Genomic DNA, 15,526 nt, shown 5'->3' on the forward strand with positions numbered 1-15,526 from the left:
TAAAATATTGAACCGACTGAACCTACTGAACCGACCCTTTTTTATTCCTCACGGAAGAATTTTATCCAAAACTAATCTTTCGACTGACGTTCCAGGCTATCCATATAGTCGGCATACCACTGAAGCATTTCCCTGCGACCATCAAGATACTGGGCATGATTGTAGGTACCACGAATGCTGTTTTTATCCACGTGGGCCAACTGTGTTTCTATCCACGCAGTATTAAACCCCTGCTCGTGCAAAATGGTACTCATAGTGTGACGGAAACCGTGACCAGTGGCCTTGCCATGATAACCAATACGCTTTATAACCTGATTAATACTGGCTTCGCTCATTGGCTTTAAGCTGTCATTACGACCGGGGAATACCAGTTTAAATCGCCCAGTAATCTCATGTAATTGACGCAGTAATGCCAAAACTTGCTCTGATAAGGGAACCAAGTGAGGACGACGCATTTTCATTCTGGCGGTGGGAACTTCCCAGACGGCTTTGTCCAAGTCAAATTCTAGCCACTCAGCGGCCCGTAGTTCAGTTGTACGAACACCAGTAAGCATAAGTAGCCGTGTTGCTATTCGAGTGACTGTACTGCCGCTATAGGCATTGAGAGCGTTAAGGTATGCGGGAAGCTCGTTCGCTAAGAGGTGGGGGTAATGCGTGTGCTTCTGAACCGCCAGAGCGCCAGCTAGTTCACTTGCTGGATTGTTCTCTGCCCTGCCGGTTACGATTGCATAACGAAAAGTTTGGCTGCATGCCTGGCGGATTTTACGCATTTTATCGAGGACGCCACGCTTTTCTAACTTACGTAGGGTTTCGAGAATTTCTAGAGGCTTGATTTCGGCAATTGGACGTTTACCAACGTAAGGGAATATGTCTTTTTCGAACGACTCCATTAAATCATCAGCATAACCTTTAGACCAATTGGGCCTTTTGTAGGCATGCCATTCTCTGGCTAGAGCTTCGAACGTGTTATCAATGCTGACTTTTCTGGTTTGTTTTTCTACTTTTTTTTCTTCACCTGGGTCGCCGCCCACTGCAAGTATACGCTTTGCCTCATCTCTTTTTGCTCTGGCTTCAGCAAGAGTGATATCAGGATAGACCCCAAATGCTAGCAATTTTTCTTTACCGGCGATCCGATACTTCAGCCGCCAACAACGTGAACCAGTAGTTTTTACTAACAAAAATAATCCACCTCCATCAGATAGCTTATAGGGCTTCTCTTTTGGCTTTGCAGTATCGACCTGTCGGGCGTTCAGTTTCATGTGGGGGTATCTCACTTCATTGAACCTAGACATACCCCCAATAGTACCCCCACTTTGTTGTTGATTGCAGTGGATGTAGGTAGACGTTGGGATGCTAGGAATTGTCAGAGAGGCTGATTATATAAGGGATTAGTAGACTTAGATAGACGTTAGAAGAGGTATAGATGGTACGCCCTACAGGATTCGAACCTGTGACCTACGGCTTAGAAGGCCGTTGCTCTATCCAACTGAGCTAAGGGCGCATTTGATATTCACCGCAGCATAGAACGCTGTGGGTAGTCAGTTGCGGGTTGGATTATACGGGCAGTCGCTTTCGAGTCAATGGGTTTTCACCTTACCGTTTATCAACTGGCTATTTAATCGTTAATTAATCGTTATTATGCGCCTGACAGCGCGGCCCGCTTCTGACAAAATAGACATATTCCCGCTTTTTTAATTGATGGACCCCTCCACTGATGTCAGCAAAAATTATTGATGGTAAAACGATTGCGCAGCAGGTAAGAAACGAAGTTGCTGCGTTAGTACAGAAACGTCTGGCTGCGGGTAAGCGCGCTCCGGGTCTTGCCGTGGTATTGGTCGGCGAGAATCCAGCGTCACAAATTTACGTCGCCAGTAAACGTAAGGCATGTGAAGAGGTCGGTTTTATCTCTCGCTCCTATGACCTCCCGAAGAGCACCACTGAAGCTGAACTGTTGGCATTGATTGATTCATTGAATGACGACAATGAGATAGATGGAATACTGGTACAACTGCCACTACCTGCCGGCATTGATAATGTCAAAGTGCTGGAGCGCATCCATCCTGATAAAGATGTCGATGGCTTCCATCCATACAACGTCGGCCGTCTGTGCCAACGTGCGCCGAAACTGCGCCCTTGCACCCCGCGCGGTATCGTTACACTGCTGGAACGCTATGAGATCCCGACTTATGGCCTGAACGCCGTCGTGGTTGGCGCATCTAATATTGTTGGCCGTCCAATGAGTCTGGAGCTACTGCTGGCGGGTTGCACCACCACGGTAACGCATCGCTTCACCAAGAATCTGCGTCAGCATGTCGAAAATGCTGAGTTATTGGTAGTTGCCGTGGGTAAACCCGGTTTTATTCCCGGTGAGTGGATAAAACCGGGTGCTATCGTGATTGATGTCGGCATTAACCGCCTGGAAAGTGGTAAAGTAGTCGGTGATGTAGAATTTGATGTCGCCGTTGAACGTGCGGGTTGGATTACACCGGTTCCCGGTGGCGTTGGGCCAATGACCGTTGCGACACTGATACAAAATACCTTGCAAGCCTGCGAGGAATATCACGACATCAACGAAAATTGATTGAAAGGACAGTAATGGACATTTTTCATTTGGAAAAACACCCGCACGTCGAGCTGTGTGATTTATTAAAATTACAAGGCTGGAACGATAGCGGCGCCTCAGCAAAAGCCGCGATTGCCGATGGTCAGGTAAAAGTCGACGGAAGTGTCGAAACACGCAAGCGCTGCAAAATCCTTGCTGACCAGATTGTTGAGTTTCAAGGTATGAAAGTGCAGGTTAAAGCCTAACAACCTCGGCAGTGGCGAGCTCAAGCTCGCTAACGCCAAAGATTCAGGCAAAAAAAATGCGGTTGCTGACCAGAGCCAGAACCGCAATATTTTTAGTTTTATCACGCTAAGCAATCCCCCTGCCCGGCGCGACAAAACAGTATGTTATTTACGACGCCATGTCGTGCCTTGAGGGCCATCTTCCAACACAATCCCCAGCTCATTCAATTGATCACGAGCAGAATCAGCCAGCGCCCAATCTTTGCTACTGCGGGCATCGTTGCGTTGCTTAATTAGCGCTTCAATTTTCGCAACCTCATCGCCGTCAGTCTGTGCACCACTTTGCAAAAACAGCTCAGGATCTTGTTCCAGTAAGCCCAGCACATGAGCCAGTTTACGCAGCTCTGCCGCTAACCCATTCGCCGCAGCGATATCTTCCGTTTTTAAGCGATTCACTTCACGGGCGATATCAAACAACACTGAGTAAGCCTCTGGGGTATTGAAATCATCATCCATTGCTGCGCGAAAACGCGCTTCAAACTCAGCACCACCAGCAGAGGCTGCATTCGCGTCAGTGCCACGCAGCGCGGTATATAAACGCTCCAGCGAAGCGCGCGCCTGTTTGAGGTTCTCTTCGCTGTAGTTAAGTTGGCTGCGATAGTGCCCGGACATCAGGAAGTAGCGCACGGTTTCAGCATCGTAATACGCCAGCACGTCGCGGATAGTGAAGAAGTTATTCAGCGATTTCGACATTTTTTCTTTGTCGATCATCACCATACCGGAGTGCATCCAGTAGTTCACATAAGGGCCATCATGGGCGCAGGTAGATTGTGCAATCTCATTTTCGTGGTGCGGGAACATCAAATCAGAACCGCCACCGTGGATATCGAAGTGCGCACCTAGCTGTTTGCTGTTCATTGCTGAACACTCAATATGCCAGCCAGGACGGCCCGCCCCCCAAGGTGATTCCCAGCTTGGCTCCCCCGGTTTAGACATTTTCCACAGCACAAAATCCATCGGATTGCGTTTAACATCCGCCACTTCAACTCGCGCCCCCGCCTGTAACTGATCCAAGTCTTGGCGCGACAACAGCCCATAATCTGGATCACTGTCCACGGCAAACATCACATCACCATTTGATGCCACATAGGCGTGATCGCGGGCGATTAGGCGCTCGACCAGCTCAATTATCTCCGGGATATGGTGAGTCGCACGCGGCTCTAAATCGGGGCGTTCGAGGTTCAATGCATCGAAATCTTTATGCATTTCTGCCAGCATCCGCGTGGTCAGTTGCTCGCAGGTTTCACTATTTTCAATCGCACGTTTGATAATTTTATCGTCAACGTCAGTAACATTACGCACATACGTCAGCGAGTAACCTAAATAACGCAAATAACGCGCAACAACGTCGAACGCAACGAAAGTACGCCCATGCCCAATGTGACACAGGTCATAAATGGTGATCCCGCATACATACATACCAATTTTACCGGCATGGATAGGCTTGAATTCCTCTTTTTGGCGACTCAGTGTATTAAAAATCTTTAGCATCGGGACATTCCGTGGTGTTGTTTTTTTGCGGTATGCAGGGTTGATACTCAAAGTCATTGAGGTTGCAGCTAAGCTGCAAGCAAATACTCCTTCAGCTTCAATGACCAAGGGTATAACAGGATATCATCAGATTATGCGGTAAATCAGCCCGTGATTCAGCACTTTTTCGCCCATATTGGCCGTGTTGCGACTGCTGACTCAATCTCAGAGATATGATATAAGAGCCGTCTAAAGGGTTACGACTCATTTGTGAACACACTTATTACACTAGCAGGAATATTATTATGGTCACGTTTCATACTAATCACGGCGATATCGTCGTCAACACCTTCGCGGATAAAGCGCCGGTTACCGTTGAGAACTTCCTGAACTACTGCCGTAAAGGTTTCTATGATAACACTATTTTCCACCGTGTTATTGATGGTTTCATGATTCAGGGCGGTGGTTTCGAGCCGGGCATGAATCAAAAAGAGACTGATGCACCTATCAAGAACGAAGCCAATAATGGTCTGAAAAACACCCGTGGCACACTGGCAATGGCGCGAACTAACGATCCACACTCTGCCACTGCTCAGTTCTTTATTAACGTTGCAGACAACGACTTCCTGAACTTCCGTTCAGAGCGCCCAGATGGCTGGGGCTACTGTGTATTTGCTGAAGTTACCGAGGGTTTGGACGTGGTTGAGAAGATCAAAAACGTCGCAACAGGTCGCAGCGGTATGCATCAGGATGTGCCAAAAGAAGACGTCATCATTAAAAGCGTTACTGTAAGCGAGTAATAGCGACTTAATGAGCACGCTTTTTATTGCAGATTTGCATCTTAGCGCTCAGGAGCCGGCAATCACTGCCGGTTTCCTGCATTTTATACAGCGTGATGCTATTCATGCTGATGCTTTATATATCCTGGGCGATTTATTCGAGTCCTGGATTGGCGATGATGACCCCGAGCCACTGTATCGGCAAGTTGCCGCTGCATTAAAATCACTCCAGCAACAGGGCGTACCCTGCTACTTTATTCACGGCAACCGCGATTTTCTACTCGGTAAACGCTTTGCGGCTGAAAGCGGCATGACGTTACTCGCGGAAGAGAAAGTCGTCGAACTGTATGGCCGCAGAATAGTGATTTTGCATGGTGATACTTTATGTACCGATGATGCCGACTATCAGCATTTTCGGCGCAGAGTTCACAACCCCCTGATTCAAAAACTCTTCCTATGGCTGCCACTGCGCTTTCGTTTACGGATTGCCGCTTATATGCGCAACCAAAGCCAACAGAACAATAGCGGAAAGTCGCAACTCATCATGGATGTGAATCCACAAGCTGTCATTGATACATTTCAGCGGAATCAGGTCAGTTGGATGATTCATGGCCACACTCATCGCCCCGCAGTTCATAATGTAGCACTGCCCGCAGCAACAGCGCATCGGGTGGTTTTGGGTGCCTGGCATGTTGAAGGTTCGATGGTAAAAGTCACGGCTGAAAGTGTTGAGTTGATTAAATTCCCGTTTTGACCGCCTGATGCTCAATAACCACGGCGCTATTTATCATTAGCGCACCACTAAAAAACCGCAAAATCCCACTAAAAGCCGCGACGCAACCGTTTTCCTCGCCTTTGGCTCATGATATGCTCTACGCCCTCATCGCCAGCCACGATACCTAACTTCGTTCTGGCCGACGCTTGCGCAATCACAGGAGCCTTACCCTCATGGGAGCCAACCTCGATTCGGCTTATGCAGCCGGGGTTAAAATCGCTATCGTAATGGGGTCCAAAAGTGACTGGGCCACCATGCAGTTCGCCGCCGACGTGCTCACCACGCTCAATGTTCCGTTTCATGTCGAAGTGGTCTCTGCACACAGAACCCCCGATAAACTGTTCAGTTTTGCCGAACAAGCGGATGCCAATGGCTTACATGTCATTATTGCGGGCGCCGGCGGGGCAGCTCACCTACCGGGGATGATCGCGGCCAAAACACTGGTGCCGGTTTTAGGTGTTCCGGTACAAAGTGCGGCGTTAAGTGGCGTCGATAGCCTCTATTCCATTGTGCAGATGCCGCGTGGTATTCCGGTGGGGACACTGGCTATTGGTAAAGCGGGCGCGGCGAATGCTGCATTGCTCGCCGCTCAAATATTAGCGCTGCATGACGCTGAATTAGCTGGCCGTCTGGCTAATTGGCGTCAAAGCCAAACGGACGAAGTGTTGGAAAACCCCGATCCGAGGGATGAAGCATGAAGCCGGTTTGCGTATTAGGTAATGGTCAGTTAGGGCGCATGTTGCGCCAGGCGGGTGAGCCGTTAGGCATTGCCGTTTATCCGGTGGGGTTAGATGCCGAACCAGAAGCGGTGCCTTATCAGCACAGTGTGATCACCGCTGAGATTGAGCGCTGGCCGGAAACCGCCTTAACTCGCGAACTGGCAACACATACCGCCTTTGTTAACCGCGATATTTTCCCGCGTCTGGCTGACCGCCTGACACAAAAACAGCTGCTTGATAGCCTGAATCTGGCCACTGCCCCTTGGCAACTATTGGCTAGTGCCAGCGAGTGGCCGCAGGTTTTCGCCTCACTGGGCGAACTTGCCATCGTGAAACGCCGGGTCGGCGGCTACGATGGTCGTGGTCAGTGGCGTTTGCGCGCGGGTGAGCAAGATACCTTACCCGCCGATGCTTACGGCGAGTGCATTGTCGAGCAGGGCATTAACTTCTCCGGCGAAGTTTCGCTGGTCGGCGCTCGCAGCCATCACGGCAAATCAGTTTTTTATCCGCTGACCCACAATTTGCATGAAGATGGCATCTTGCGCATCAGCGTGGCACTGCCTCAGCCGAATAGCCGCTTACAGCAACAAGCGGAACAGATGCTCGCGGCCATTATGGATGAGCTGAATTATGTTGGGGTGATGGCGATGGAGTGCTTTATGGTCGGCGACAGTTTGCTGATCAATGAGTTAGCACCACGGGTGCATAACAGTGGTCACTGGACCCAAAATGGTGCCTCCATCAGCCAGTTCGAGCTGCATCTGCGCGCCATTTTGGATTTGCCGCTGCCCAAGCCGGTGGTAAATACCCCATCGGCGATGGTCAATCTGATTGGCACGGCGGTAAACACCCAATGGCTGTCGCTGCCATTGGTGCACCTGCACTGGTACGAAAAAGAGGTGCGTGAAGGCCGCAAAGTGGGTCATTTGAATTTGAATGATCCCGATGGCGCAGCATTAAGTGCCGCGCTGGCCGAGCTGGCCCCGTTGCTGCCCGCAGAGTACCAAAACGCCCTGCGTTGGGCGCAGGCGAAGCTGTAAATTATTCGCAGGAAACTAATAACTCGCGGGCAACTCATGCTGCCCGCGAATAAAATCTACCCCTCATAGTTGCGAAATAGAGCCCGCCCCTGTAACAACCGCGCACCAAGCCAACCGCCACAGAGTGATAACAGCAGCGCTGCCGCCAGCGGCAATAGCCACCACATGACCCAATTAGGCTGCCACGGGAAGTCAAAGACTAACCGCTGTAACGCCCAGAGCGCGGCTTCCGCACCAATAGCTGCCGCCAGACCAGCCACCAGCCCCAATAGCGCGAACTCCCACCACAAGGTGCCGCGCAGTAAGCGTTTACTTGCGCCCAGTGTGCGATAGACCACCAGCTCCTGACGGCGCTGGCGCATCCCTACCTGTACCTGTGCCAGCAGCAGCAAAGTGCCACAAATAATGACCAACACCACCATCACTTCCAGCGCGCGACTGACCTGCTGTAACACCTGCCCGACCTGTTTTAGCATCGCGCCAATATCCAGCAAGCTAAGTGTCGGGAACTGGCGATTCAGTTGCGTCAGTGCTTCCCCATCCCCCTGATAGCGGAAGCTGGTCAGCCAGGTTTGTGGCTGCTTATCCAGCGCACCCGGCGGGAAAATAAAGTAGAAATTAGGCCGCAAACTCTCCCAGTCCACCTGGCGAATACTGCTCACAGTGGCCTCAAATGATTGCGTATCGCCACTAAATGTCAGCTTATCGCCGATTTTAATGCCCAGTCGTTCGGCGATCCCCTGCTCCATCGACACTTCATCTGCCTTTGGTGGCCACTGACCGGCGGTCAAAATATTGTGCGCCGGTAAATCTTGCTGCCAGGTCAGATTCAATTCGCGGTTAACCGCTTCACCGCCGGGATCATCTTCATGCACCCGCTCAGTGGCCAGTTGCTGGTTAATTTCACTCAATCGCACCCGAACAATCGGATAAAAGGTCGCAGGGGTGATCTGATGCTGCGCCAGAAATTCGGTCACCTGCGGCACCTGTTGCGGTGTCATATTCAGCAAAAAGTAGTTTGGACTATCTGGCGGCAGTTGCTGCTGCCAGCGATCCAGCAGATCGCCGCGCAGCACTAACAGCAACGCCAACAGCATGAAGGATAACGAAAATGCCGCCAATTGAGTCAGCGTCATCCATGGCTGGCGGAGCAAGCGGTTGATGGCTAACCGCAATGACAAACGGGTGACGGTGAGGCGGCGCAACAGTAACAAACCGCCCCAACCTATCACCCCGAGCAGTAACGCCAAGACCACCATACCACCGAGAATAGCCCACAGCAGGGAGTTGCCCCCCATCAGTAGCGCCAACAGCCCTACCACGATAACCATCATCACCGGGATAAAGTAGCGCAGCGGCCAGACATTGGCGGAGACATCGCGGCGTAAGACCCGCAATGGCTGGGTCGCCAGCAGTTGTCGATAGGGGCGAATACCCACCAGCAACGAAATCAATACCAGTGATCCCATTGACCATACCCATGGCCATGCACCCGCAGCGGGTAGTGCCGCCGGTAATACCGGTGACAATAAGCGCACGAGAATGCCCTCGAACAGCAGGCCAATCAGGCTGCCACACAGGCCCGCCAGCACCAGCACTGCTAGCCACTGACCAATAATCAGCCGCCGTAGCGCACGGCGTCCGGCCCCTAAGGTTTTCAGCACCGCAACCAAGTCATAGCGGCTGCGGCAGTAGTGCCCCATCGCCACCGCCACCGCGGCAATCGAGAGCAATAGCGTCAAGAGCGCCGATAACAGCAAGAATTGCTGCGCCCGTTGCAGGGATTTCCCCAATGCGCCACCGGACTCTTGCAGGCCATACCAGCGCTGCTCCGGCTTCAATTGCGGGGTGAGCCAGTCGCTGAATTGCGCCACCGCCTGCGGTGAGCCAGCAAACATGTAGCGATAGGTCAGGCGGCTGCCCGGCTGTATCGCGCCTGTTTTCTCCACATCAGTCAGATTGATCAAAATACGCGGCGAGGTTTGGAACGGATTAAATCCAGAATCCGGCTCCTGAATCACTTCGCCGACAATTTTTAGCGAGGTATCCCCCACCTCTAATCTGTCACCGACCTTCACCCCGAGCAGCGATAAAAGCCTTGGCGCCACCAGCACCGTGCCCGGTTCAAGTCGCGCGCCGGCCGGCTGAGTCTCGAGCTTGCCATACAGCGGATAAGCCAAATCGGTGGCTTTGACATCCGCCAACTGTGGACGATCACCGGCAAAAGTCATGGTCATAAAGGAGAGCTGGCGACTGACAGTCAGCCCCTGCTGTTTCGCCTCCAGCAACCAGCCCTCAGGCACAGGGTGCGCGGCACTCAGCACCCGATCACCCGCCAGAAAATCGCGGCTCTGCTGACTCAGCCCCTTCTCCATGCGGTCACTGATGGTGCCTAACGCCAGCACACAGGCCACCGCCAGCGTTAATGCCAGCCAGACAATTAACAGTGAGGGTGAGCGCCACTCACGCCAAAACCAGCGCCAAATCATGCTTCCTCCCACAATTTGCCGTCCTGTAAACGCAGCCGGCGCTGGCAACGACCCGCCAGTTGCACATCGTGGGTGACCAGAATTAACGTGGTGCCGTAGTCGCGATTAAGGGAAAATAACAAATCGGCGATGCGGTCACCGGTATGGCGATCGAGGTTACCGGTAGGCTCATCGGCAAATAGCACTTTAGGCCGCCCACTGAAAGCGCGGGCTAGCGCCACCCGCTGCTGCTCGCCGCCAGAAAGCTGGGCCGGAAGATGATGAAGGCGCTGATCCAACCCCACCAGCTTTAACAGCTCGATCGCATGTGCTTTACTTTCGCGCTCGCTCTCTCCCCGCAGTAGGGCTGGGAGTTGGACATTTTCCAATGTATTGAGTGTCGGTACTAACATAAATGATTGAAACACAAAGCCGATATGCTCTGCCCGCAGTTGCGCGCGCCCCTCTTCATCCATCGCCGTCAAAGAGTGACCAAGTAAGCTCACCTCGCCACTGCTACCGTCATCCAGACCCGCCAGTATGCCCAGTAACGTGGATTTACCTGAACCTGACTCGCCAATCAGTGCAATTGTCTGAGCGGGTTTGACAACTAGCTCAACTCCGGTAAGGATGGAGAGCTGTTGCTCACCCTGACCGACGTGCTTATTAAGATGATGAACTTCAAGAACGTTTTCCGCTGGCATCTTCCCTTCCTATTGCTATTGGGATTATTCAGTTTGCGTGCCGCCGCAACCGATACACTGTTGATTCTCGGCGACAGTTTGAGCGCCGGTTACCGCTTGCCCATTGCCGAGGCCTGGCCTACACGGCTGGATAAAACATGGCAGAACAACTCCTCATTGCCAAAGGTAGTAAACGCCAGTATTAGTGGCGATACTGCCGCCCAAGGTTTGGCCCGCCTGCCTGCGCTGCTCAAGCAACATCAGCCGCGCTGGGTGCTGATTGAACTGGGCGCCAATGATGGGCTGCGTGGTTTTCCAACGCAGGATATTCAACGGGATCTGACACAAATTATCAATCTGGTAAAGGAGTCAAAAGCCGAACCTTTATTGATGCAAATCCGTATTCCGCCTAACTATGGTCGCCGCTATACTGATGCCTTCACCGCTATCTATCCACAACTGGCACAGCAATTTGGCATTCCGCTGGTTCCTTTCTTTATGGAACAAGTTGCCGTAAAGCCCGAGTGGATGCAGGATGATGGTTTACACCCTAACGCCGAGGCTCAGCCGTTCATCGCTGATTGGATGGCACAGCAACTCAAGCCGTTAGTGACTAATAAGCAGTAATAATGCTTTAGTTAACCACTTGTTCAAGCAAATAGATTCACTCACTAGGTAAAGTTATGCAAAAAGCAGTATTAATTACCGGTTGTTCCAGTGGCATTGGTCTGGTGGCGGCGCAAGAGTTGAAAAACCGAGGCTACCGCGTACTGGCGGCCTGCCGTAAACCCGATGATGTGGCAAAGATGACACAGTTGGGGCTGGAAGGTATTGAGCTGGATTTGGATGACAGTGCCAGTGTCGAGCGCGCGGCAGCGCAAGTTATCGCACTGACAGGCGGGCGCTTGTATGGTCTGTTTAACAACGGCGGTTTTGGTTTATATGGCCCGCTGCAAACTATCTCCCGCCAGCAGTTGGAGCAGCAATTCTCCACCAATCTGTTCGGCACTCACCAACTAACACAATTACTGTTACCGGCCATGTTACCCCATGGCGAAGGGCGCATTATTCAAACCAGCTCGGTGATGGGGTTGGTTTCGACCGCTGGCCGTGGTGCTTACGCGGCCAGCAAATATGCGCTAGAGGCCTGGTCTGACGCGCTGCGCATGGAGCTGCACGACAGCGGGATTTATGTCAGCCTGATCGAACCCGGCCCTATCAGCACCCATTTCACGCAAAATGTGAATCAAGCCGAAGCCAATAAGCCAGTCAATAATCCCGGTATCGCGAAGCGGTTTACGCTGCCACCAGAAGCTATATTGCCGAAATTGCGCCACGCGCTGGAGAGTCCGCGCCCGCAATTGCGCTATCCGGTCACCCTGGTCGCCCATGCACTGACGATACTGCGCCGCATCTTGCCAGGGCGGATGTTAGATAAAGTCCTGCGTGGTAACTCTTGATACGTGGTAATTATTGATAAAAGTGATGAGGGTTGAAGCAACATAACTTGCCCCAATTAACTGCTATACCCTAAATAATTCGAGTTGCAGGAAGGCGGCAACTGAGTGAGTCCCGATGAGTTGACCCCAGTTAATGATTCGGGTGACAAATCTGTCGGAAATAGATTTGAACGCTGCTCGCAGCGGCCTCGTAGAGGCGAGGCCCAAGGATGGGCCGAGTAACGAGCGCAGCCAACGCACATGCAGCTTGCAGTATGACGGGTATAAAACGGATGAGAGAAATATTTTATGCTAGCACCTACTACGATCGATATTACTGAAACAAACCTACACCAGACCTTAGAACAATCCATGGCCGTGCCCGTGCTGTTCTATTTTTGGTCAGAACGCAGTCAGCACTGCCTGCAATTGACCCCGGTACTGGACAAACTGGCCGCAGAGTATGCGGGGCAATTTATTCTGGCCCGTGTAGATTGTGACGCGCAGCAGATGGTGGCCTCACAGTTTGGCCTGCGCTCCATTCCGGCAGTGTATCTGTTTAAAGATGGTCAACCGGTTGATGGTTTCCAAGGGCCGCAGCCAGAGGAGGTTATCCGCGAACTGCTACAGCGGGTGCTGCCAAAACCGGAAGAGCTGAAAGTCACTGAAGCCACGCAATTAATCAGCGAAGGCAAAGTGCAGAAAGCCCTGCCGTTGCTGAAAGAGGCCTGGGCATTAAGTGGGCAAAACAGTGAAATTGGCCTGCAACTGGCTGAAGTACAAATCCAGTTGAACCGCAGTGAAGATGCCGAAGCGGTGTTGGCAACCATTCCGCTGCAAGACCGTGATACCCGCTATCAAGGGCTGATTGCTCAAATCGAGTTGCTGAAACAGGCGGCCGACACCCCAGAGATCCAGCAGCTACAGCAACAGCTGGCAGAGCAGCCGGATAATGTGGAGTTGGCGGTTCAATTGGCATTGCAGCTGCATCAGGTCGGCCGCAATGAAGAGGCACTGGAGCTGTTGCTCGGTCATCTGAAAAAAGATTTGGCCGCTGCTAACGGCACGGCGCGTAAGACATTAATGGATATTTTGGCCGCATTAGGAACCGGTGATGCACTGGCCGCCAAATATCGCCGTCAACTCTACTCATTGCTGTACTGACCGCGAGAGTTAATCGCCACAATCTTTTTGGCGATCCCCTTATTTGCTCCTGCGCGGGGTCATCCCGCGCTGTTTTACTCTGCTCCAGTCGAGTTTTCTCTCATTTACACGCTTTTACCTGCCTTTAGTTAGGCATTTAGCGACCCGTCACGTAATATTAAGATACAAATATCATTGCTGACAGGAAGTTAAATATGTTTACGGTCATCCCTGTTCTTATCGTTGTCGCCCTGATTGTGGTGTTCTCTTCAATCAAAATTGTCCCGCAAGGTTTCCAGTGGACTGTCGAACGTTTTGGCCGCTATACCAAAACGCTGATGCCAGGCCTGAATATCGTTGTGCCATTTATGGATCGTATTGGTCGCAAAATCAATATGATGGAACAGGTGCTAGACATTCCATCCCAGGAGATCATCTCCCGCGATAACGCCAATGTGGCGATCGATGCGGTCTGCTTTATCCAGGTTATTGACCCGGTGAAAGCCGCTTATGAAGTCAGCAATTTGGAATCGGCCATCATCAACCTGACCATGACCAACTTCCGTACCGTTTTAGGCTCCATGGAGCTGGATGAAATGTTGTCCCAACGCGACAACATTAATGGCCGCCTGTTGCATATCGTTGATGAAGCTACCAACCCATGGGGCATCAAAGTCACCCGTATTGAAGTCCGTGACGTGCGCCCACCTGCTGAATTGATCTCTGCGATGAATGCGCAGATGAAAGCAGAACGTACTAAACGTGCCGATATTCTGGAAGCCGAAGGGGTTCGTCAGGCCGCAATTCTGCGTGCTGAAGGTGAGAAGCAATCACAGATCCTGAAAGCCGAGGGTGAGCGTCAATCTGCATTCTTGCAGGCGGAAGCCCGTGAACGTGGCGCTGAAGCTGAAGCTCAAGCCACCAGAATGGTTTCTGAAGCCATCGCTGCCGGTGATATTCAAGCCATCAACTACTTTGTGGCGCAGAAATATACCGACGCACTGCAACACATTGGTTCTGCCAATAACAGCAAAGTGATCATGATGCCGCTGGAGGCCAGCAGCCTGATGGGTGCTATCGGTGGTATTGCAGAACTGATTGGTGAGAGTAAAAACAGCCGGGGTAAATAACCATGCTGGAGGAAATTGCAGCGAATCCAAGCTGGTTTTGGCTATCACTCGGCGGGCTATTACTCGCCGCTGAGATGCTAGGTGCCAGTGGTTATATGCTGTGGAGCGGTGTTGCCGCCGTGGTGGTGGGTGCTTTGGTCTGGCTATTTCCCTTTAGCTGGGAGATGCAAGGTGTGCTGTTTGCCATCCTGACGGTGGTCGCCGCATTCCTGTGGTGGTATTGGTTAAGTAAACGCACCAAACCGCAACCGGCGATGCTCAACCAACGTAATCATCAATTGCTGGGGACGCGAGCCACCCTGACCGAACCGACGATTGATGGCTATGGCCGCATGAAAGTCGGCGACAGCAGTTGGCGTATTTATTGCGCTAATGAGCTGAGTGTTGGCACTGAAGTTGAAGTGATATTAGTGGAAGGCAATACCTTGCATGTGCGGGCTGTTCATCACTAGTTATTGATATAAAGGCGTATTTATCTCAATACGCCTTTAGCTATATTCCATACCCACTGTTTTATTCCACATCCACAATTTTCCATCCCAACAGTATCCCCCCTAATAATATTCCCCCCATCAACCCACTTTCTGCTGATCAGCCATGTGGCAACATCCCGCCAGATTATTGATAATCGGGCAATCAGCGCCATCATCCCCCGGACACTCATCCGCCAGGGCCAACAACCGCAAGCGCATCTGATTGAGATCATTAATATGTTGCTCAATTTCCGCTACTTTTAGCAAAGTTGCGGCTTTTACATCTGCGCTGTGTCTGGCCGGGTTATGGAACAGTGCCAACAACTCGCGACACTCATCCAATGTGAAGCCCACCTGCCGCGCCTGACGCAATAGTGTTAGCTCTTCAATATGTTTGGCGCTGTAGCTGCGGTAACCGTTATCGGTACGGATGGGTGCGGTCACCAGTTTTTTTTCTTCGTAAAAACGTATGGCTTTGCTGGTTAAACCCGTTTTTTTTGCGACATCACTAATGTTCATACTCCCCCTTGACCTTCCCCTTGCTGGAAGGTTTAACCTCC

At 51.7% G+C, this 15,526-nt stretch carries 16 protein-coding genes and 1 tRNA gene; 11 read left to right on the forward strand and 6 right to left on the reverse strand.

Annotated features, from left to right (window positions below; all coding sequences use genetic code 11):
* Positions 1-71: 71 nt before the first annotated feature.
* Both FFE93_RS15400 and FFE93_RS15405 read right to left on the reverse strand, forming a co-directional pair.
* The gene (locus FFE93_RS15400; protein ID WP_005182448.1) at positions 72-1,259 is read right to left on the reverse strand and encodes a tyrosine-type recombinase/integrase; all 1,188 of its coding nucleotides are present in this window, start codon (positions 1,257-1,259) and stop codon (positions 72-74) included.
* A 165-nt stretch (positions 1,260-1,424) separates the two neighbouring features.
* Positions 1,425-1,501, reverse strand: a tRNA-Arg gene (locus tag FFE93_RS15405).
* A gap of 213 nt (positions 1,502-1,714) precedes the next feature.
* Between FFE93_RS15405 and folD the strand changes: the two genes are divergently transcribed.
* Together folD and ybcJ are read left to right on the forward strand one after the other, a co-directional pair.
* On the forward strand, positions 1,715-2,581 hold the full coding sequence (gene folD / locus FFE93_RS15410) for a bifunctional methylenetetrahydrofolate dehydrogenase/methenyltetrahydrofolate cyclohydrolase FolD (RefSeq protein WP_005277034.1): 867 nt from the start codon (positions 1,715-1,717) through the stop codon (positions 2,579-2,581).
* Between the two features lie 14 nt (positions 2,582-2,595).
* A complete protein-coding gene (ybcJ, locus tag FFE93_RS15415) occupies positions 2,596-2,808 on the forward strand; it encodes a ribosome-associated protein YbcJ (RefSeq protein WP_005277036.1) in 213 nt (70 codons plus the stop codon).
* Between the two features lie 144 nt (positions 2,809-2,952).
* Here ybcJ and cysS read toward each other — a convergent pair whose 3' ends face one another.
* Positions 2,953-4,338, reverse strand: coding sequence for a cysteine--tRNA ligase (gene cysS, locus FFE93_RS15420; RefSeq protein ID WP_138775442.1), 1,386 nt, complete (start codon positions 4,336-4,338; stop codon positions 2,953-2,955).
* Positions 4,339-4,622: 284 nt separating this feature from the next.
* Between cysS and ppiB the strand changes: the two genes are divergently transcribed.
* The 4 genes from ppiB to purK all read left to right on the forward strand — a co-directional run bounded on the left by ppiB (position 4,623) and on the right by purK (position 7,630).
* On the forward strand, positions 4,623-5,117 hold the full coding sequence (ppiB, locus tag FFE93_RS15425) for a peptidylprolyl isomerase B (RefSeq protein ID WP_004873351.1): 495 nt from the start codon (positions 4,623-4,625) through the stop codon (positions 5,115-5,117).
* A 10-nt stretch (positions 5,118-5,127) separates the two neighbouring features.
* Positions 5,128-5,850, forward strand: a complete 723-nt coding sequence (locus FFE93_RS15430; RefSeq protein WP_005277039.1) for a UDP-2,3-diacylglucosamine diphosphatase — start codon at positions 5,128-5,130, stop codon at positions 5,848-5,850.
* A 194-nt stretch (positions 5,851-6,044) separates the two neighbouring features.
* Positions 6,045-6,569 carry a 5-(carboxyamino)imidazole ribonucleotide mutase gene (gene purE / locus FFE93_RS15435; protein ID WP_032898477.1) on the forward strand — a complete coding sequence of 175 codons (525 nt, stop codon included), beginning with the start codon at positions 6,045-6,047 and terminating at the stop codon, positions 6,567-6,569.
* Positions 6,566-7,630 carry a 5-(carboxyamino)imidazole ribonucleotide synthase gene (gene purK, locus FFE93_RS15440; protein ID WP_032898478.1) on the forward strand — a complete coding sequence of 355 codons (1,065 nt, stop codon included), beginning with the start codon at positions 6,566-6,568 and terminating at the stop codon, positions 7,628-7,630. The genes purE and purK overlap by 4 nt, the downstream gene beginning before the upstream one ends.
* A gap of 56 nt (positions 7,631-7,686) precedes the next feature.
* Here the strand turns inward: purK and ybbP are convergent, their stop codons facing one another.
* Positions 7,687-10,119, reverse strand: a complete 2,433-nt coding sequence (gene ybbP, locus FFE93_RS15445) for a putative ABC transporter permease subunit YbbP (protein WP_138775444.1) — start codon at positions 10,117-10,119, stop codon at positions 7,687-7,689.
* Positions 10,116-10,802 carry a putative ABC transporter ATP-binding protein YbbA gene (gene ybbA, locus FFE93_RS15450; protein WP_005277049.1) on the reverse strand — a complete coding sequence of 229 codons (687 nt, stop codon included), beginning with the start codon at positions 10,800-10,802 and terminating at the stop codon, positions 10,116-10,118. Before ybbA ends, ybbP begins: the two co-directional genes overlap by 4 nt.
* Here ybbA and tesA point away from each other — a divergent pair.
* The 5 genes from tesA to FFE93_RS15475 all read left to right on the forward strand — a co-directional run bounded on the left by tesA (position 10,773) and on the right by FFE93_RS15475 (position 14,945).
* Complete coding sequence (gene tesA, locus FFE93_RS15455) at positions 10,773-11,408, forward strand: multifunctional acyl-CoA thioesterase I/protease I/lysophospholipase L1 (RefSeq protein ID WP_054872476.1); 636 nt, start codon at positions 10,773-10,775, stop codon at positions 11,406-11,408. The genes ybbA and tesA overlap by 30 nt on opposite strands.
* Before the next feature lie 56 nt (positions 11,409-11,464).
* A complete protein-coding gene (locus tag FFE93_RS15460; protein WP_005277053.1) occupies positions 11,465-12,241 on the forward strand; it encodes an SDR family oxidoreductase in 777 nt (258 codons plus the stop codon).
* A 288-nt stretch (positions 12,242-12,529) separates the two neighbouring features.
* On the forward strand, positions 12,530-13,384 hold the full coding sequence (locus tag FFE93_RS15465) for a co-chaperone YbbN (protein ID WP_138775446.1): 855 nt from the start codon (positions 12,530-12,532) through the stop codon (positions 13,382-13,384).
* A 194-nt stretch (positions 13,385-13,578) separates the two neighbouring features.
* The gene (locus FFE93_RS15470) at positions 13,579-14,493 is read left to right on the forward strand and encodes an SPFH domain-containing protein (RefSeq protein ID WP_138775448.1); all 915 of its coding nucleotides are present in this window, start codon (positions 13,579-13,581) and stop codon (positions 14,491-14,493) included.
* 2 nt (positions 14,494-14,495) lie between these two features.
* Positions 14,496-14,945, forward strand: coding sequence for an NfeD family protein (locus FFE93_RS15475; protein ID WP_005277057.1), 450 nt, complete (start codon positions 14,496-14,498; stop codon positions 14,943-14,945).
* Positions 14,946-15,065: 120 nt separating this feature from the next.
* Here FFE93_RS15475 and cueR read toward each other — a convergent pair whose 3' ends face one another.
* Positions 15,066-15,485 (reverse strand): Cu(I)-responsive transcriptional regulator, encoded by a 420-nt coding sequence (gene cueR, locus FFE93_RS15480; protein ID WP_005277059.1) that lies wholly within the window; start codon positions 15,483-15,485, stop codon positions 15,066-15,068.
* Between the last annotated feature and the right edge of the window lie 41 nt (positions 15,486-15,526).

The sequence above is a fragment of the Yersinia sp. KBS0713 genome, from assembly GCF_005937895.2.
Classification (GTDB): domain Bacteria; phylum Pseudomonadota; class Gammaproteobacteria; order Enterobacterales; family Enterobacteriaceae; genus Yersinia; species Yersinia bercovieri.